Origin of the sequence: Methanosarcina sp. WWM596 (assembly GCF_000969965.1) — an archaeon.
In the GTDB taxonomy this organism is placed as follows: domain Archaea; phylum Halobacteriota; class Methanosarcinia; order Methanosarcinales; family Methanosarcinaceae; genus Methanosarcina.
The window spans coordinates 1287892-1305521 of the sequence record NZ_CP009503.1; the positions used below are offsets into that span (position 1 = coordinate 1287892).

The following is a 17630-nucleotide window of genomic DNA, read 5'->3' on the forward strand; positions in this document are numbered from 1 at the left end:
TGTTGCCCGGATATGAAAAGGTAGCATACAGAGAATTGAAGGATTACTCCGGAAGTAAGAGCTGAAATCACACAGATGAGAATGAGCTTAAAGGCCCCCGCACTTTCAAAACCCAGGGCAAGGGTGACAAAATGCCCTAAAAACCCAAGAAAGATAGCCATTAAAAAACCCAGGAGTAAGGACCCTGAAATATTATTTGTCAGCTCAGGGTGTTCCTGTCGATGGAAGTGATAAGCCCCATATGGATTGCACTGCCGAGCCTTGAGCCGAGGGTCGAGGAAATGTTTCCGCGCAGCCCGAGCACGCCTGGATAAATAACAATCAGGCCGGGATCATCTCAAGTTCGCTGGTCATTCCTGAATAAATGATCTCTGCAATAACTCCCCCTACAGTCGCCATAAGCTCAAAAGGCAGCGCCTCACGTACTATTGAAGAGACACTCGCATACTCGCTGAGATATCTGTCTATATACTGAGATTCGAAGATATCTTCATCCCTGTGCGACTCGGAGGGCATGCGACTGTATTATACGCTGATTATATTAAAATAATGGGGAACTCTCTAAAAGAGAGTTAGTGTAAAATTTCTTTATTACATATGGAGACTTTCTTACAATGGATGATTCAGGTTTCATCTTGATCAGGTTTTTCAAAAAAGGCAGGATACTTCTCTCTTTATAGCTTTTTAGGTTCTTAATTCAATAGTTCTTTTTTAAGCGTTAATTGTGCTTTTTATGTGTTTTTTACAATAACCAGGTCTAAATTTAATAATACCCCTTCTAAGAATAGACTTTGATTGCTAATAGTTACTACACTTTAACTATTATAAACATTTGAATATGGGTTGGGGTAACATGTTCCTATATAGTTTCCCTCCAAATAATTAAACAATCAAATATTACGAATTAATTTCAAATTCATAACAAGTGTGAAAAAAGATTGTTCGATGGAATTGCCAGTAAACTTATAAAGAGTTAGATTTCAGAATTATGTCAACAAATCCGATGCACTCTCTGCAAATATTGTGTTCCAACGTAACTGCGTATATTGAGCCATTTTTTCGGGATAAGCTGTTGAGTTTCTTACAAGAGAATAAACTTACAAGAGAATAAACTTACAAGAGAATAAACTTACAAGAGAATAAACTTACAAGAGAATAAACTTACAAGAGAATAAACTTACAAGAGAATAAACTTACAAGAGAATAAACTTACAAGAGAATAAATTCTTCTGCTAACTATTAGTGTCAACATTGCTGTTCATATTAGAGCCTCAATTACCTGCACATTCTTTGTTTCATTGAGATACTAGTACCTATGACTTCTTCTGCCTGCATTGCTAAAACTCTCGTAAAAGTAATAGTATCGTGTGATGATTGGAAAGGGCATTTTGATGTTTATTAGAAGATCGAATCAGGATATGACCATCGTAAAAAATTTAAAATGCTCTTCTGTTTTTACATACCATGTTGCTTATAGAGGGGTGCGCTGGTATAACTTTCTTTTATCTTTTTGAAGGGCTGCCAGACAAGCTGGCAAAGGCACCTTATAGTGTTTAGAAAAAGGTTTGGAAAGACCCCTTCTCAGAAAGAATCTTCGCCTTTACGAGAATTAACAGGATTTCTCTTCATTTTCAAGGGACTTTAATACCTCAAGTTTTTTCTTCGCATCTGCCATATCCGGGTAGGCATGCAGGATTTCGTCAAAAGCCTTTATCGCTTCCCCGTATCTTTCCATCTTTCCGAGGATAACTCCTCTGTAGTTCATGGACTGGACGTCCTGAGGGTCTATCCTTAGCAGTTTTTCGAAGGCTTTCAGGGCTTCTTCATATTCTCCGGTTTTTGCAAGAGAGATGCCGAGGTATCTGAGGGATTGCTCGTGCCAGGGGTTGATGGCAAGAGCTTCTTTAAAAGCCCTGGTTGCGGTCTCATAGAGTTTCTGTTTGAAGCAGACCACTCCCACGTTGTAGATTGCCTTGATGTTGTCGGGATCTTTTTTAAGTACACCGTCAAAAGATCTGAGGGCTTCCCTGAACTGTTCAAGCATGCAAAAGGCAATTCCTTTGTAGTTCATGGCGTCGTAGTTCTCAGGGGAGATGTCAAGGATGCGGTCAAAGTATCCGAGGGACTCCTGGGCCCTGTTTAGCTTGATGAGGGTCGTGGCTGCGTTATAAAGGGCTTCTTCGTTTTTCGGGTTGAAAAGCGCGGCTTTTTCGAAGGCTTTCAGGGCATCTTTCGGGTTTTCAAGTTCAAGGAGGCAGAGCCCGAGGTAGTTCAGGCTTTCAGGGTCTTCAGGGAACGTTTCAAGCAGCTGTTCAAAGGTCCTGGCAGCTTCTTCATACTCTTCGAGGTTGAAGAGCACAAGAGCCATGTTATAAAGTGCTTCCCTGTGCGCAGGCTCACGTTCAAGAATCAGGTCAAATGCCTGCAGGGCTTTTTTGTAGTCCTGAAGTTCTATACTGGCAATTCCGAGCCTGTAGCAGGCTTCGGTGTAGTCCGGAAAGTCAGGGGCAAAGAGGAGTACCTTTTCAAGGTCTTTTGCAGCTTCTTCGAAGTTCAGGAGCTTGAAACTGGCTACTGCACGGCTGTAAAGGGCATCTGCGTTTTCAGGGTTCTGGACAATGGCTGAATCAAAGGCTTTCCGGGCCTCTTCGTATCTGCACAGCGCAAGAAGAGCAAGCCCTTTCTGTTCAAGGGCAGCTGTAAGGGCAGGGTTGAGTTCCAGAGCCTTCTCAAAAACTTCAACTGCTTCCTTATCCTGGTTAAGCCCCCTCAGGACAAGCCCGGTTAAGTACCACACATCTGCATCCATCGGCTTTTTCTCAAGGACCTTTTCAAAGGTCTCAAAGGCATCCTCATATCTTTCGGTTTTGAGCTGGGCAAGCCCCATTTTAGTCCAGGCGTCTTCTGATTCTGGATCACTTATTTTTGACTCATCAATTTTCGCCCCTTCGTACTGGTTTTCCATCACAGCCTGTTCAAAGGCTTCCAGGGCTTCTCTATAATGTTCCTGTGAAAACAGCACAAGGCCTATCCCATACCATGCTTTCTTAAAGGCCGGGTAAGTCTCAAGTATCTCTGAAAAGACCTCGAAGGCTTCTTCCTGCCTTCCGAGTTCCAGAAGCGTTATCCCTCTGCTGTAAAGAGTTTCTTTTGAAGCTAATCCGGCTCTTGCAAGCTCTTCAAGCGGTAACAGGGCTTCTTCATATTTCCCAAGTCCTATCAAGGCGGATGTAAATTTCTCAAGGAGCTCATGAGAGACCCGAGGGGTTTCTCCGGTGTTTCTTTCGTTTTTTTCTCCTCTACCTTCTTCGGTAGGGTTTTCAGTGGAGAATTCAAGAAGGGAATTTATTGCAGATATGGCTTCCTCTGGCTTCCCGAGTTCAAAAAGGGCAAGAGCTCTTTTTTGCAGGATTTCCGGGTCCTGTACTCCTGCCTTCAAGACAATATCAAAGGCTTCTACAGCTCTTGCATACTCTCCTGTTTCGAAACAAGAAAGCCCTGTATAATAGGGGATGTCAGGCTTCTGGCATCCAAGGTCAAGGGCTTTTTCAAATTCCTGCAGGGTTTCTTTGAAGTTTCCAAGCCTGAAAAGGGAAACAGCCCTTAGATATTGTAGATGTGCTTTTTTTGGGCAGTATTCCAGCGCCGTCTTAAAGGCTTCAGCTGCTTCCTCATACTTTTCTATTTCGAAAAGAGTATATCCTTTCTGGTCGAGGGCGTATATGCAGTCAGGCTTCAGTTTGAGGACAAGGTCAAAGACATCCAGAGCCTCCCGGATTTTTCCAAGGGCTTTTAAGGCAAGTCCCTTTCTGAAAAGGATAGTTTTTCTTCCCGGAGTCTTACTGAGAACCCTTTCAAATATATGCAGGGCTTCCTCGTAATGTCCCTGCTTGAAACAGGCAGTGCTCAGGTGTGCAAGGGCTTCAGTGTTTTCCGGGTCTCTGGCAAGAACTTCCTTAAAGCCTGATTCAGCTTCTTCATATCTTCCGAGCCTTAGCAGGGTAAGGTTCTTTTTGTATATAATGTCCTGGACTTTGCCCGGAGTCGTGTCTGAATTTTCAGGAGCGGTTTTAAGGGCTGCTTCAAGAGCTGACAGGGCATCTTCAAAGTCCCCAAGTTCAAAACAGGAAAGGCCCAGCTGGTAGTATATATCGTGTACATCCCGGAATGCCGGGTCAACTTCAAGGGCTTTTTTGAAAGCTCTGGCAGCTTTTTCATGTTTCCCGAGTTTTGAACAGGACAGCCCTATGAAGTGCCAGCCTTCTGCAAACTTCGGGTCCTGCTCGGTGAGCCTTAAAAAGACTTCAAGTGCCTCGGTGTACTGGCCGAGTTCGAAATGCTCAACCCCGAGCTTGAACTCTGCCTCTTCGAGCTTAAATTTAGTCTCTTCCCTGTCAGGGTCAAGTTCAAGCAGGTTTGAGAGGGCTTCAACTGCTTCTTTATGCCTTCTGAGTTCAAGGAAGCAAATTGCCCTGCTGTTCAGGGCTGAAAGGTTTTTCGGATCTCTTTCCAGCATTGCTTCAAAAGCTTCGAGAGCAGTTTCGTATTGCCCTGATTCAAAGAGGCAGGTTGCCCTGTATTCAAGGGTGCCGGAAAGTTCTGGGTTAAGGCGGAGAGCTGATTCAAAAGCCCTGGCTGCTTCTTCCTGCCTGTGCAGGTTCTGCAGGGTCAGGCCCCTGTAGTACCAGGTAACCCCGGAGTCCGGGCTTTTCTCAAGTACACTTTCAAAAGTTTCCAGGGCAGGGAGGAAGTTTCCTGAAGTCATCTGGGAAAAGCCCTTGAGGGTTCCGGCGTCTTCATAATCGGCGTCCCTTGTAATTACTTCATCAAAGGCTTTTACGGCATCCTCAAAGCGTTCCAGTTTCAGCAGGACAAGCCCTTTTCTGTACCAGGTTTCTTTTGATTCGGGGTTTTCAAACAGGATCTTTTCGAATGCCTGTAGGGCAGTTTCATATTTTCCGAGGTCCATTGCAAGCTTTCCTTTCCTGCACTGGATCTCCAGGTTTTCCGGATTCTTTGCAGCAAGCTTTTCAAAAGTCTCCAGGGCTTTTTCCAGCTCTCCAAGTTCCATCAGGGCAACCCCAAGGCTGTAGGCAAGGTCCGGATATTCGGGATTGAGGGAAACGACTTTTTCAAGGTATTCGAGGGCAGCTTCATTTCTCCCCAGTCTGAGCAGGGATATGCCTCTGTTGTAAAGAGAATCGAGATCTTCCGGGTTTGTTTTGAGGACTTCGTCAAAAGCTTTTTCGGCTTTTTCGTATTCTTCGGAGGCAAAAAGCAGGAGTCCCATATTTTTCCAGGCATCTTCAAAGTCAGGCCTGAGTTTTATTGCTTCTTCGAAGGCTTCCAGGGCTTCTTTGGATTTTCCAAGTTTTCCGAGTACTATTCCTTTCTTGTTCCAGCCCTTCTCAAGATAGGGGTTCAGCCGCAAGCCTTCCTTAAAGGCTTCGAGGGCTTCTTCATAACGTTCCAGGGAATAGAGGACAAAACCTTTGTTCATCCAGCAGATTTCGTCTTCAGGCTTCAGATCTGCGGCATTTTCAAGAGCCTTCAGGGAAGGCTCAAGTTTCCCGTTGTCGAGGAGAATGAGCCCTTTTTGAAGCCACAGGTTATAGTTTTGCGGGTCCTTTTCAAGGCTTTTCGTAAGGGACTCCAGTGCATCTTCGAAGCGTCCGAGCCCTATAAGCACTGTGCCCCTGAACTTCTGGGCTTCGATAAAATCAGGGTCATGTTCAAGCAGGTTGTCAAAGATTTCAAGAGCTTCTTCATATTTTCCTGTCCTGGTAAGCAGGCGCCCCTGCTGGAACCATGCGTCCGTATTGGTTGGGTCAAGTTTCGTAACCCGGGCAAAGGACCGGGCAGCTTCCGTAAAGTTCTGCAGTTTCAAAAGAGCAAGTGCCCTGTTGTACCAGATTTCCTTCATATCAGGATAGGTTTCAAGTACGGAATCAAAGGCTTCTAGGGCTTCTTCGTATGCCTCAAGTTTCATGAGTGCAAAGCACTTATAATTCCAGGCTTCAAAATAAGCCGGGTCCAGTCGGATGGCTTCTTCAAAAGCCTTAATGGCTTCATTAAGCCTGAGCAGTTGCACAAGAGCGAAACCTTTCCTGCACCAGGCTTCTCTGTGTCCGGGGTTGAGCTTCAATACTTTTGAAAAGGTTTTTTCTGCGTCCTCGTACCTCGAAAGTTCGTTTAAAAGGATGGCCTTGTGGTAGAGGACAGCTTCACTTACAGGGAACTTCTTTAAAAAAGCATCGAGGGACTGTAGAGCTTCTTCTTTTTTCCCTAACTTTGCAAGGATAAGACATTTCTGTTCAAGGACATTCGTATCTTTGGGGTTTTTCTGGATAAGGGAATCAAAGCATTCAAGTGCGTTTTCGTATTTTTCAAGCTTTGCAAGAATCAGGCCTTTTGCATAGCAGGCTTCTGAGTTTCCAGGGTTTATTTCAAGTGCACGCCCAAAATTCTCCAGGGCTTCTTCGTACCTGTCTACTTTTCCGGCTACTGTACCCATTGCACACCAGGCGGCTGTATACTCAGGCTTAAGTTCAAGGGCTTTTTCAAAGCAGAGGATTGAAGCTTCAATTCTCTCTATTTCGGCAAAAGCAAGCCCCCTCATATACCAGGTTTCAGGGGTATCCGGGGAAATCTCAAGTGCATTTTCATAGGCTTCAAGTGCTTCTTCAAATCTCTCGAGAATGGCAAGAGAGGTTCCTTTTCTATAGAGGGCGTCGGAGTTCCCGGGTTCAAGCTGCAGGACTTTATTAAATGAATTGAGGGCTTCCTGGGGTTTTTCAGTTTCAAGGAGAGCAAGCCCTTTGTTGAAATGGGCTTCCTTATGATTAGGATTTTTATCCAAAATTTTATTGAATGTATTAATGGCTTTTTCATATTTTTTGCGTTTAACCAGGTCAAGGCCTCTTTGAAAGGCTTCATCGTGAATGATAATTATTCCTCCGATTCCCTTTTTTCGCGGTATAATCCTGCAGGCTCATTTGAGTTTTATGTTAATGTTTTCCTTTTAGTGCGTATTTTTTTCGGGTATGTACACCAATAAACTGCGCCGGTGAATATGCCTCGATAGACTTGCATTGATGAGTATTATGCTGATAAGTTATCTTGATGAGTATTATGCTGATAAGCTATACTGATAAGTATTATGCTGATAAGTTATCTTGATGAGTATTATGCTGATAAGCTATACTGATAAGTATTATGCTGATAAGTTATCTTGATGAGTATTATGCTGATAAGTTATCTTGATGAGTATTATGCTGATAAGCTATACTGATAAGTATTACTGATATGTGTTGCCGATAAATGTTACTGATGGGGATTACTGGTAAATTTTCATTACATTAAATATTTTTATATATGAAATTTTTTTATATTTTTCCTGTATTACAAAGTCCGGTATTCTTTGTTCAGGTAAGTTGTTATCGGTTATTAGGAATTTACTGTCATTGTAATTTTTATTTAGAACCTATTTTTCTAACATACTATATAAATAATCTCCCATAAGTGAATGTGGGAACAAACTTTTAAAATTTGTTTTTTGTGAATTGTTTCTTCGCAGACAGTTTACAGTCTAAAAAAAGGTATATAAATATATTCTAAATTTAAATTATCTTTTAAAGATTCCTCTCAAGGGCTTTTTTGATGCTTTTGCAAGCTTCCTTATTGTAGCAGACAAGCAAAACAATTTCAGGCAGCTCATTTTTTAGAAGAAACTCCTTTACCTGAGAAACTGCAATCCCGGCTGCCCTTTCGGAAGGAAAACTGTATGCTCCTGTGCTTATGGCTGGAAAAGCAATTGTTTTTATTTTATGTTCTCTTGCAAGCTCAAGACTCTTCCTGTAGCAGGAAGCCAGAAGTTCATCTTCTCTTCCCCTTCCTCCCTGCCATACAGGACCAACGGTATGTATAATGTATTTTGCAGGTAGTTTGTATCCTTTTGTAATCTTTGCCTCTCCTGTGGGACAACCGTTAAGTGTTCTACACTCTTCCAGCAGCCTGGGGCCTGCAGCCCCGTGGATAGCTCCGTCTACTCCCCCGCCTCCGAGAAGTGTATTGTTTGCAGCATTAACAATGGCATCAGCTTCTATTTTCACGATATTTCCTTCGAATATCCTTATTCTATCCGAATTTAGTTTCATAATCTCCCAAACAATGATATAGCATAAAACATAGATTATACTAGTCAGTCCGAAAACGGGGATTTCGGTGACCAGCAGGCTCAATTGCCCACTTAAAAAGCTCTAAAATATCTTATATGCCTCTGGGGGTTACCGAGGTAATCCTGCTACGAATTTGATCTGAACGATCACAAAATCTGAAAGATCAAATGTATTATGACTTAAATTAACCAGTATAGTTAAAATTAACCAGTATAGTTAATATTAACCAGTATAGCTAAAATTAACCAGTGGCTAAAACAAACCGAGCCAGAATATTTTTTAGACACATTTCTAATTTCTTAATCCTGGCTAATTTCTTAACCCTGGCTATATAAAGCAAGTGATGTAAATATCTGAATAATTTCAATGGGGAGACTAACTATGAGTAACATGACACTTAAGGAGAGACTTTTAAACACATTAGAAGGAAAGCAAGTTGACAAAGTGCCTGTTTGTTCCGTGACCCAGACAGGGATTGTAGAATTAATGGATGAAGTGGGAGCTCCCTGGCCGGAATCCCACTCTGACTCCGAGCTTATGGCAAAGCTGGCAATCGCCAACCATGAGATCAGTGGGCTTGAAGCTGTAAGGATTCCCTACTGCCTTACTGTTCTGGTCGAAGCCATGGGCTGTGAGATTAACATGGGTACCAAAAACAGGCAGCCCTCTGTTACCGGTCATCCCTACCCTAAAGACCTTGAAGGTGCAGTAATCCCTGCAGACCTCCTGCAGAAAGGCAGAATTCCAACCGTACTTGAAGCAATCAAGATCATCAGGGAAAAAGTAGGTCCTGACGTTCCAATCATCGGCGGAATGGAAGGTCCTATCACAATTGCTTCCGACATTATAAGTGTAAAAACCTTTATGAAATGGTCCATCAAAAAACCTAACCTCTTTGAACAGGCTCTGGACCTCGCAACCGAATCTTCAATCATCTATGCAAACGCAATGGTCGAAGCAGGTGCAGACATTATTGCCATTGCAGATCCCGTTGCCTCTCCTGACCTCATGAGCCCTGACTCCTTCAAGCAGTATCTCCAGCCAAGGCTGCAGAAGTTCTCTGCCGGTGTGAACTCGGTTACAGTCCTGCATATTTGTGGAAACGTGAACGCAATCCTCGACTATATGGCAGACTGCGGCTTTGAAGGTCTCAGCGTTGAAGAAAAAATAGGCAGTGTGAAGAAGGCAAAGGAAGTCATCGGAACCAGAGCAAGGTTGATAGGAAACATCTCCAGTCCTTTCACCCTGCTGCCCGGCCCTGTTGACAAGATCAAAACCGAATCCAAGCAGGCTCTTGCAGACGGTATTGATGTGCTCGCACCGGGCTGTGGAATTGCACCCATGACCCCACTCGAGAACATAAAAGCCATGGTTGCAGCAAGAGACGAATATTACGCTTGAAGAATAAGCTAAAATATTGAATTTTTTTTCAATTTTTAATTTTTATTTTTGGTGCTCTCTTTTTTCTTGGTTGGTATTTATTCTGAGATACCTGTAAATGACGTCTCAAGTTTATTTTTAGAATATCCGCCATGTAGCTGGGGACAACCTATATGCTTCCGGCTAAAATGATTCGGGATACATGAAAAATCCTTAAAAAAGATAAAAAAGAAAAGAAAAAAGAAGAACAACCCCGTTTAGAGGCCGTAGTTCTCCGGCAGGAAGACTTTGACTTCCTTCTTATATTTGTCCAGGCAGTCACTCATGAACTTGTCTTTGTCATCGGTAAGGGCCTCAAAAGCAGCTTTTGAATTTGCAAGGGCTGTGGCTTCGAACCTTGAGAGGGAAAGTTTGCCCTTTGCTCCTTCTTCGACGATTTTGATGGTTTCGAGAGCGGCGTTCTTGGCACGGAGGTATATGTTGTTTCCGTCCTTTGCGATTGCCTGCCCTACTCTGTAGGCGTGCGGGTATGCGAGGACGTAGCCCTGCGGGTCTCTGTATATGTCGGATGCTACGAACATGTCCCTGAGCACCTTCTCGTTGCCTGACTGGAGGGCGACGTTCATGAGGGTGCAGTCATATGACAGGGTTTCTCCCCAGCACTGCACAGTAGTACCGCCGAATTCTCCGTGGTATTCCACGGATTCGTTGGACCAGAGATCACAGCACTGCATAACAATGTTCCCCATAAGGTCTGAGTGGGCACAGGTTGAGGTCTTACCTTCCTGAGCAATCGGAACACCTGAAATGGACTTTACAATTGTATTTTCGTATCCGCAGTCCTTTCCTGGACCAACGGCACCGCATTCGTAACCAACGAGGGTCCTTGCTGCAGAAATTGACCTTGCAATGATTGCAATTGTATGAGCCAGGTTCTTGTCAAGCAGGCCGCCTGCTATGAACATTGCAGTGTTTGCCTGGGCACAGTCCGTGTCACCAGATGCGACAGTTCCGGTCTTCTTTGCAATTGCTGCAATATCTTGCCATATCATCTCCATGTCCATGGAGCCGAGTACGCCAATACCGAAGAGGATACCTGCCATGTCGTTCCTGAGAATGGAGTAGTCAAATACTTCTTTTCCACCCATTGACTCAACGGCAAGCAGATCAGCCCCTGATTCTGCACACTGCTCAAAAGACTCAAGGAAGATTGGGTATTTGTCTCCTCTGAGTTTGAGGAAGTCACGATCTTCACGGATGTCCCCTGGTGTGTGTCTCAGTGCACATTTGATTCCGTATTCGTCGTGGTAGTTCTCCATGATCGTTTTTTGGGCATGGGCAACTTCTGCTCCCCAGGAGGGGTTGTTTGTCATCTGCTGGACGTGTTCGGTTTCAAGCACTACGGATGGAGCTCCTATCTGCACCATCCTTGCCATAATATCGGTTGTGATCCTTTCGTATTCCTTTATGAGTTTTTCCTTGGATGCGCCTGCTTCCGGTCTGGGAGCATAGTTCACTTCAGGGGTTGTGTATCCGGCGCCGATTTCAAGTCCCAGTCCTGCTTTGACGGGCTTGACAGCTTTTCCGAAGACCATATCATCAGCCTTTGCATAAGCCATTTTAGTGAATCTGGTTACTGCCATTTACTCCACCTCCTCAGTGTTTATGGAATTTCTCCCTCAATTTAACGATGTTGTCTCCATGGGCCTTGATGAAATCTGCCATCTTCGGGGCATCAGATGCTTCTTCACCGTACACTCCAAGCTCATACTGGGACACGAAGTCCTGGTTCACAGCGCCGCCTCCACATGCAAAGGGAATCCTGTAGCCTTTCTCCATGAGCTTGTCATTGATCTCCTTAAAGGCATACATGGTTGTGGTCATGAGGGCCGTACCTGTTAGCATCAGAGGGTCTTCCTTTTCCACGGTATCTATGACTTCATCGACAGGAACATCTCTTCCAAGGTCTACTACATCATATCCGTTTGCTCTTAACAGTGCGACCACAATGTTCTTGCCGATGTCGTGCACGTCACCTTCTGCGACGTGGCAGATGATTTTTCCTTTGACTTCAGGCGATTTCCCGGCCTTTTTCTTAAGGAATTCGATACCTTCAAGCATGGCGTCAGCAGACATCATGACGTTTGGCAGGAAAATGACTCCATCATCGTAAAGTTTGGAAACAACACCCATTCCTACCATCAAAGAATCATTGATTAAGGAAATCGGGTCCTTTCCTGAGTCGATAGCTTTCTGCAGCCCTTCTACAACATCATCTTCTTCTCCCTCGAAGATGGCTTTTGCAACAGGGTAACTTGTCGGGTCCTTTGGATAAAGCTCTTCTGCGGCATCTTCTGGTGTCATTTCTTTTTCTAATTGTACGTTGTAACGAACCAGAATGCCACTGGGATCTATATCTATCAAATATTTAACCTCCATTTTAGCATTTGAGGAGCAACCAATCCCTGGTTGTTTACAGGACAAAAGCCGGGTTAAAACTAACAGGTCCCTAAAAAGATCTTAAATAGGTAGATGCCCACTAACTCCCCATTTTTTACATAAAGACAACTAACCGTGATCTAAATAGGTCTATATTATATTCCCAATTTCTTCCCAATTTCTTAAAGGGACTTCTAACTCCCCTGTATTTTAATGTGATTTGGTATATATAAAACTCACTGATCACATTTAAGGTTATCAGACTGAAAACAGGCACTGTCCCCTCCTCTTTGCCACTCTCTTTTGTATTCTTCTTTGTATTCTGTTTTGTCGGACGGTCTGTTTAGCTCAGGAATAGTTGACTTTCTGCTTTATATTTCCAGGATCAATTCTAATCCTCTTAAACTGATTATCTGGGAAAGTTACCAAAAAGTATTTATCCAAGCACTGCATTTAGGAGCTTCCCTGATCAGGAGAGATCAGGCGGCAATAAGCTTGTAGGTTTATGGCAAAATTACTTTTGCAATAAAATCTTTATGCAAGTAAATTGCTTGACAAAAAGCTTTATATACAAGAAACGTCTTGTATGTATCCCTCACACAGCAATTGTGCGAGACTCGCCTGCTACCGATCTTTGGAGATTGGAGCTGCAGTGTCTCTGTGAATTCATGCAAAATTCGTTTTGCGCTGGATTTGCTTTGAAAAACTGCGGGGTGGGAAAAAGCTTATATACAAGAAATACCTTGTATGAATCCCTCACACAGAGTAAATGTGTGGGTTGATATTCAAAATCTCTTTCATCTTTTAATGGAGACAGGAGTTATTTCCTGTCTGACGAGGATTTGTCGGTTCGGTTAATTCTGGGTGATAGATGTTTTTTCAAATATCTATCGCGAAATGAACTAACTGAATTAGATAGTTGTTAGTGCAAGTTTCTGCGACCAAGACCTTTAATTTCAAGTGTGCTATAACAATTCTGGTTGATCCTGCCAGAGGTTACTGCTATCGGTGTTCGTCTAAGCCATGCGAGTCATATGTTCTTCGTGAACATGGCGTACTGCTCAGTAACACGTGGATAACCTGCCCTTGGGTCCGGCATAACCCCGGGGAACTGGGGATAATTCCGGATACCGCATATCTGCTGGAATGCTTTATGCGTCAAATGGATTCGTCTGCCCAAGGATGGATCTGCGGCCTATCAGGTAGTAGTGGGTGTAATGTACCTACTAGCCAACGACGGGTACGGGTTGTGAGAGCAAGAGCCCGGAGATGGATTCTGAGACATGAATCCAGGCCCTACGGGGCGCAGCAGGCGCGAAAACTTTACAATGCGGGAAACCGTGATAAGGGGACACCGAGTGCCAGCATCATATGCTGGCTGTCCGGGTGTTTAAACTACACCTGTTAGCAAGGGCCGGGCAAGACCGGTGCCAGCCGCCGCGGTAACACCGGCGGCCCGAGTGGTGATCGTGATTATTGGGTCTAAAGGGTCCGTAGCCGGTTTGGTCAGTCCTCCGGGAAATCTGATAGCTTAACTATTAGGCTTTCGGGGGATACTGCCAGGCTTGGAACCGGGAGAGGTAAGAGGTACTACAGGGGTAGGAGTGAAATCTTGTAATCCCTGTGGGACCACCTGTGGCGAAGGCGTCTTACCAGAACGGGTTCGACGGTGAGGGACGAAAGCTGGGGGCACGAACCGGATTAGATACCCGGGTAGTCCCAGCCGTAAACGATGCTCGCTAGGTGTCAGGCATGGCGCGACCGTGTCTGGTGCCGCAGGGAAGCCGTGAAGCGAGCCACCTGGGAAGTACGGCCGCAAGGCTGAAACTTAAAGGAATTGGCGGGGGAGCACAACAACGGGTGGAGCCTGCGGTTTAATTGGACTCAACGCCGGACAACTCACCGGGGGCGACAGCAATATGTAGGCCAAGCTGAAGACTTTGCCTGAATCGCTGAGAGGAGGTGCATGGCCGTCGCCAGTTCGTACTGTGAAGCATCCTGTTAAGTCAGGCAACGAGCGAGACCCGTGCCCACTGTTACCAGCATGTCCTCCGGGACGATGGGTACTCTGTGGGGACCGCCGGTGTTAAATCGGAGGAAGGTGCGGGCCACGGTAGGTCAGTATGCCCCGAATCTCCCGGGCTACACGCGGGCTACAATGGATGGGACAATGGGTCCCTCCCCCGAAAGGGGCTGGTAATCTCACAAACCCATCCGTAGTTCGGATCGAGGGCTGTAACTCGCCCTCGTGAAGCTGGAATCCGTAGTAATCGCGTTTCAATATAGCGCGGTGAATACGTCCCTGCTCCTTGCACACACCGCCCGTCAAACCACCCGAGTGAGGTATGGGTGAGGGCACGGACTCTGTGCCGTGTTCGAACCTGAATTTTGCAAGGGGGGTTAAGTCGTAACAAGGTAGCCGTAGGGGAATCTGCGGCTGGATCACCTCCTAAGCTAAAAACACTATCACCCAGATGCCGATAAACCGTACAAATCCTCAAATCTGAGGTCCTTTATGGATCTCTTGTCTCTCTCGGGCTTGTAGATCAGTTGGAAGATCGCTGCCTTTGCAAGGCAGAGGCCCTGGGTTCGAATCCCAGCAAGTCCATTTTTGTGCACCCGATAAGTAGTTTATCGGGGAAGGATGGATAGCCTGCGCGGAACCGCAGGCATATGAAGTCGTGTATAGGTGCTGTATATTGAACGCTAACTGGACCTGGTTAGGTGTAACAGGAGTTATGCTATCAGGTGGATGGCTCGGCTCAAGAGCTGATGAAGGACGTGCCAAGCTGCGATAAGCCCGGGATAGGTGCATGGATCCAATGAACCCGGGATCTCCGAATGGGACCTCTCCATAGTGATCAGTAATGATCGGGAACGCTCCGAATTGAAACATCTCAGTAGGAGCTGGAAAAGAAATCAATTGAGATGCCGCTAGTAACGGCGAGTGAAACCGGCACAGTTCAAACCGAATCCCTTCGGGGAAATGTGGTGTTGTAGGGCTGTTCAAACGTCTTGCGGCAAAACCGAACTTGCCTGGAACGGCAGACCATAGAGTGTGACAGTCACTTAGGTGTAAGCTAACAGACCGGAACATGTCCCTGAGTACCGTGCGTTGGATATCGTGCGGGAATCTGGGGGTCACCAATCTCCAAAACTAAATACTCCTTGAGACCGATAGCGAAATAGTAGGGTGACCGAACGCTGAAAAGTACCCCGAGAAGGGAGGTGCAAAGTGCCTGAAACCTGATAGTGATGGAACGATACGGCATGAAAGGATCTTTGACATGAAGAAATCATCCGCGAGGATGTAGTACGAATGTCACTGCCAGTGTTGTATCTTACGTTTTGAAGAACGGGCCAGGGAGTGTATCTTGGTGGCGATGGCTAACCTTTTATCTGGGCAGCCGAAGCGAAAGCAACATGTGCGCAGCCTTCGGGCGAGGCACGACGTATACAAGTGCGTGGAGTCACCGGGGTACGACCCGAAGCCGGGTGATCTAGGCGTGGGCAGGTTGAAGCGTGGCGAAAGCTACGTGGAGGACCGCAAGCGGTATTGATCTGCAAATCATTCGTGTGACCTGCGTCTCGTAGTGAAATGCTAATCTAACCCGGCATCCGCTGGTTCCTTCCGAAACATGTCGCAGCATGACCTGACTTGAGATCGTCGGTGGAGTAGAGCACTGATTGGCGGTTCCGGGGGAGAAATCCCTCGCCCGCCTGTCAAACTCCAAACCCACCGTCATCTGAGACAGTCGGAGTCCGGACTACTGGGGTAAGCTTGTAGTCCGTAAGGGAGACAACCCAGCCCGTGGTTAAGGTCCCCAAGTGTCGACTAAGTGTTAACGCTAAAGGGCGTCCCAAGCCCAAGACAGCTGGAAGGTTAGCTTAGAAGCAGCTACCCTTCAAAGAGTGCGTAACAGCTCACCAGTCGAGGTTTGGGGCCCCGAAAATTGACGGGGCTCAAGTCGACCACCGATACCACGGAGTACCGCAAGGTAATCTCGTAGGAAGGCGTTGTGTTCGGGCTGAAGCAGGGCTGTAAAGTCCTGTGGACCGTTCACAAACGAAAATCCTGGTAATAGTAGCAGCAAAGCAGGGTGAGAATCCCTGCCGCCGAAGGGGCCAGGTTTCCTCGGCAATGATCGTCAGCCGAGGGTTAGTCGGTCCTAAGACGTACCGTAATTCGAGTACGCCAAAAGGGAAACAGGTTAATATTCCTGTACCATTTAGCACTTAGTTCTGACGTTTCCGGGCAGGCCGAGCGGCGTCGTCGCGCCGTCTAAGCAGCGAACCCCGTGGAGAGCCGTAATGGCGAGAATCGGGCGAATCTGTAATGGCTTAAGTCGGCTGCACCCAGGAACCCGTGAAAAGGACAGCTAAATGTCCGTACCGAGAACTGACACAGGTGCCCCTAGCTGAAAAGGCTAAGGCGTGTCGGAGTAATTCAGTTAAGGGAATTCGGCAAATTAGCTCCGTAACTTCGGGAGAAGGAGTGCCTGCTGTGAAGACAGCAGGTCGCAGTGACCAGGGGGCTCTAACTGTCTAATACCAACATAGGAGATTGCAAACCCGTAAGGGCTAGTACAATCTCTGAATCCTGCTCAGTGCAGGTACCTGAAACCCCGGTTCAACGGGAAGAAGGGCCTGTAAACAGCGGGGGTAACTATGACCCTCTTAAGGTAGCGTAGTACCTTGTCGCTTAATTGGCGACTTGCATGAATGGATCAATGAGAGCCCTACTGTCCCTAACTGGAGTCCGGTGAAGCTTACATTCTAGTGCACAGTCTAGAGACCTCTAGGGGGAAGTGAAGACCCCGTGGAGCTTTACTGCAGCCTGTCGTTGGGTTGTGGTTCTGGATGTACAGAGTAGGTAGGAGGCGTCGAAGCGGGTGCGCCAGCATCTGTGGAGCCACAATTGGGACACTACCCTTCTGGAACTACGACCCTAACTCTGCGAAGAGGACCCCGATAGGTGGGCAGTTTGCCTGGGGCGGGACGCCCTTGAAAAGATATCAAGGGCGCGCAATGGTTGACTCAAGCGGGTCGGAAACTCGCTGAAGAGTGCAAGAGTATAAGTCAGCCTGACGTTATTCAGCAAAGCAGTGGATGACGAGACGAAAGTCGGTTCTAGCGAACTTTTGAGCCTCCTTGGTGGGGGCCAAAAATGACAGAAAAGTTACCCCGGGGATAATTGAGTCGTTGCCGGCAAGAGTACATATCGACCCGGCAGCTTGCTACCTCGATGTCGGTTCTTTCCATCCTGGCCGTGCAGCATCGGCCAAGGGTGAGGTTGTTCGCCTATTAAAGGAGATCGTGAGCTGGGTTTAGACCGTCGTGAGACAGGTCGGTTACTATCTACTAGAGGTGCCAGAGGTCTGCGGGTAAGCTGCTTTTAGTACGAGAGGAACCAAGCAGCGGCGCCACTGGTGTACCGGTTGTCTGACAAGGCATTGCCGGGCAGCTACGCGCTAAGGAATAAGAGCTGAATGCATCTAAGCTCGAAATCTGACCTAAAAAGAGACCTCTCTAAGGATTCCGGTAGAAGACCGGTTTGATAGAAACGGGATGTAAGCACCAAGGCAACGAGGTGTTCAGTCCGCGTTCACTAACTATCCGTTCCTTTCACCTAAT

Annotated in this window: 5 protein-coding genes, 1 tRNA gene, 2 rRNA genes and 1 pseudogene; 4 read left to right on the forward strand and 5 right to left on the reverse strand. The window is 46.3% G+C overall.

Annotated features, from left to right (window positions below; all coding sequences use genetic code 11):
* Window positions 1-11: 11 nt before the first annotated feature.
* From MSWHS_RS21260 to MSWHS_RS05800, 3 genes and pseudogenes are all read right to left on the reverse strand, one after another.
* Window positions 12-516: pseudogene (locus MSWHS_RS21260) on the reverse strand (magnesium transporter); the annotation flags it as partial.
* Between the two features lie 1093 nt (window positions 517-1609).
* Window positions 1610-6982: a tetratricopeptide repeat protein gene (locus MSWHS_RS05795; RefSeq protein WP_369798975.1), complete on the reverse strand. Its 5373-nt coding sequence runs from the start codon at window positions 6980-6982 to the stop codon at window positions 1610-1612.
* Between the two features lie 649 nt (window positions 6983-7631).
* Window positions 7632-8156, reverse strand: coding sequence for an O-acetyl-ADP-ribose deacetylase (locus tag MSWHS_RS05800; RefSeq protein WP_048126770.1), 525 nt, complete (start codon window positions 8154-8156; stop codon window positions 7632-7634).
* A gap of 402 nt (window positions 8157-8558) precedes the next feature.
* Here MSWHS_RS05800 and mtaA point away from each other — a divergent pair, with 402 nt between their 5' ends.
* Window positions 8559-9578, forward strand: a complete 1020-nt coding sequence (gene mtaA / locus MSWHS_RS05805) for a methylcobamide:CoM methyltransferase MtaA (RefSeq protein WP_048126772.1) — start codon at window positions 8559-8561, stop codon at window positions 9576-9578.
* A gap of 236 nt (window positions 9579-9814) precedes the next feature.
* Here the strand turns inward: mtaA and mtaB are convergent, their stop codons facing one another.
* Together mtaB and mtaC are read right to left on the reverse strand one after the other, a co-directional pair.
* A complete protein-coding gene (gene mtaB / locus MSWHS_RS05810; protein ID WP_048126773.1) occupies window positions 9815-11200 on the reverse strand; it encodes a methanol--corrinoid protein co-methyltransferase MtaB in 1386 nt (461 codons plus the stop codon).
* A gap of 13 nt (window positions 11201-11213) precedes the next feature.
* Window positions 11214-11996, reverse strand: a complete 783-nt coding sequence (gene mtaC / locus MSWHS_RS05815; protein ID WP_048126775.1) for a methanol--corrinoid protein MtaC — start codon at window positions 11994-11996, stop codon at window positions 11214-11216.
* Between the two features lie 973 nt (window positions 11997-12969).
* Between mtaC and MSWHS_RS05820 the strand changes: the two genes are divergently transcribed.
* The 3 genes from MSWHS_RS05820 (at window position 12970) to MSWHS_RS05830 (ending at window position 17628) form a co-directional block, all read left to right on the forward strand.
* Window positions 12970-14447: ribosomal RNA gene (locus MSWHS_RS05820) — 16S ribosomal RNA — on the forward strand.
* A gap of 84 nt (window positions 14448-14531) precedes the next feature.
* Window positions 14532-14604, forward strand: a tRNA-Ala gene (locus MSWHS_RS05825).
* A 119-nt stretch (window positions 14605-14723) separates the two neighbouring features.
* Window positions 14724-17628: ribosomal RNA gene (locus MSWHS_RS05830) — 23S ribosomal RNA — on the forward strand.
* The 16S and 23S rRNA genes sit together here with 1 tRNA gene alongside, the layout of an rRNA operon.
* Window positions 17629-17630 lie beyond the last annotated feature (2 nt).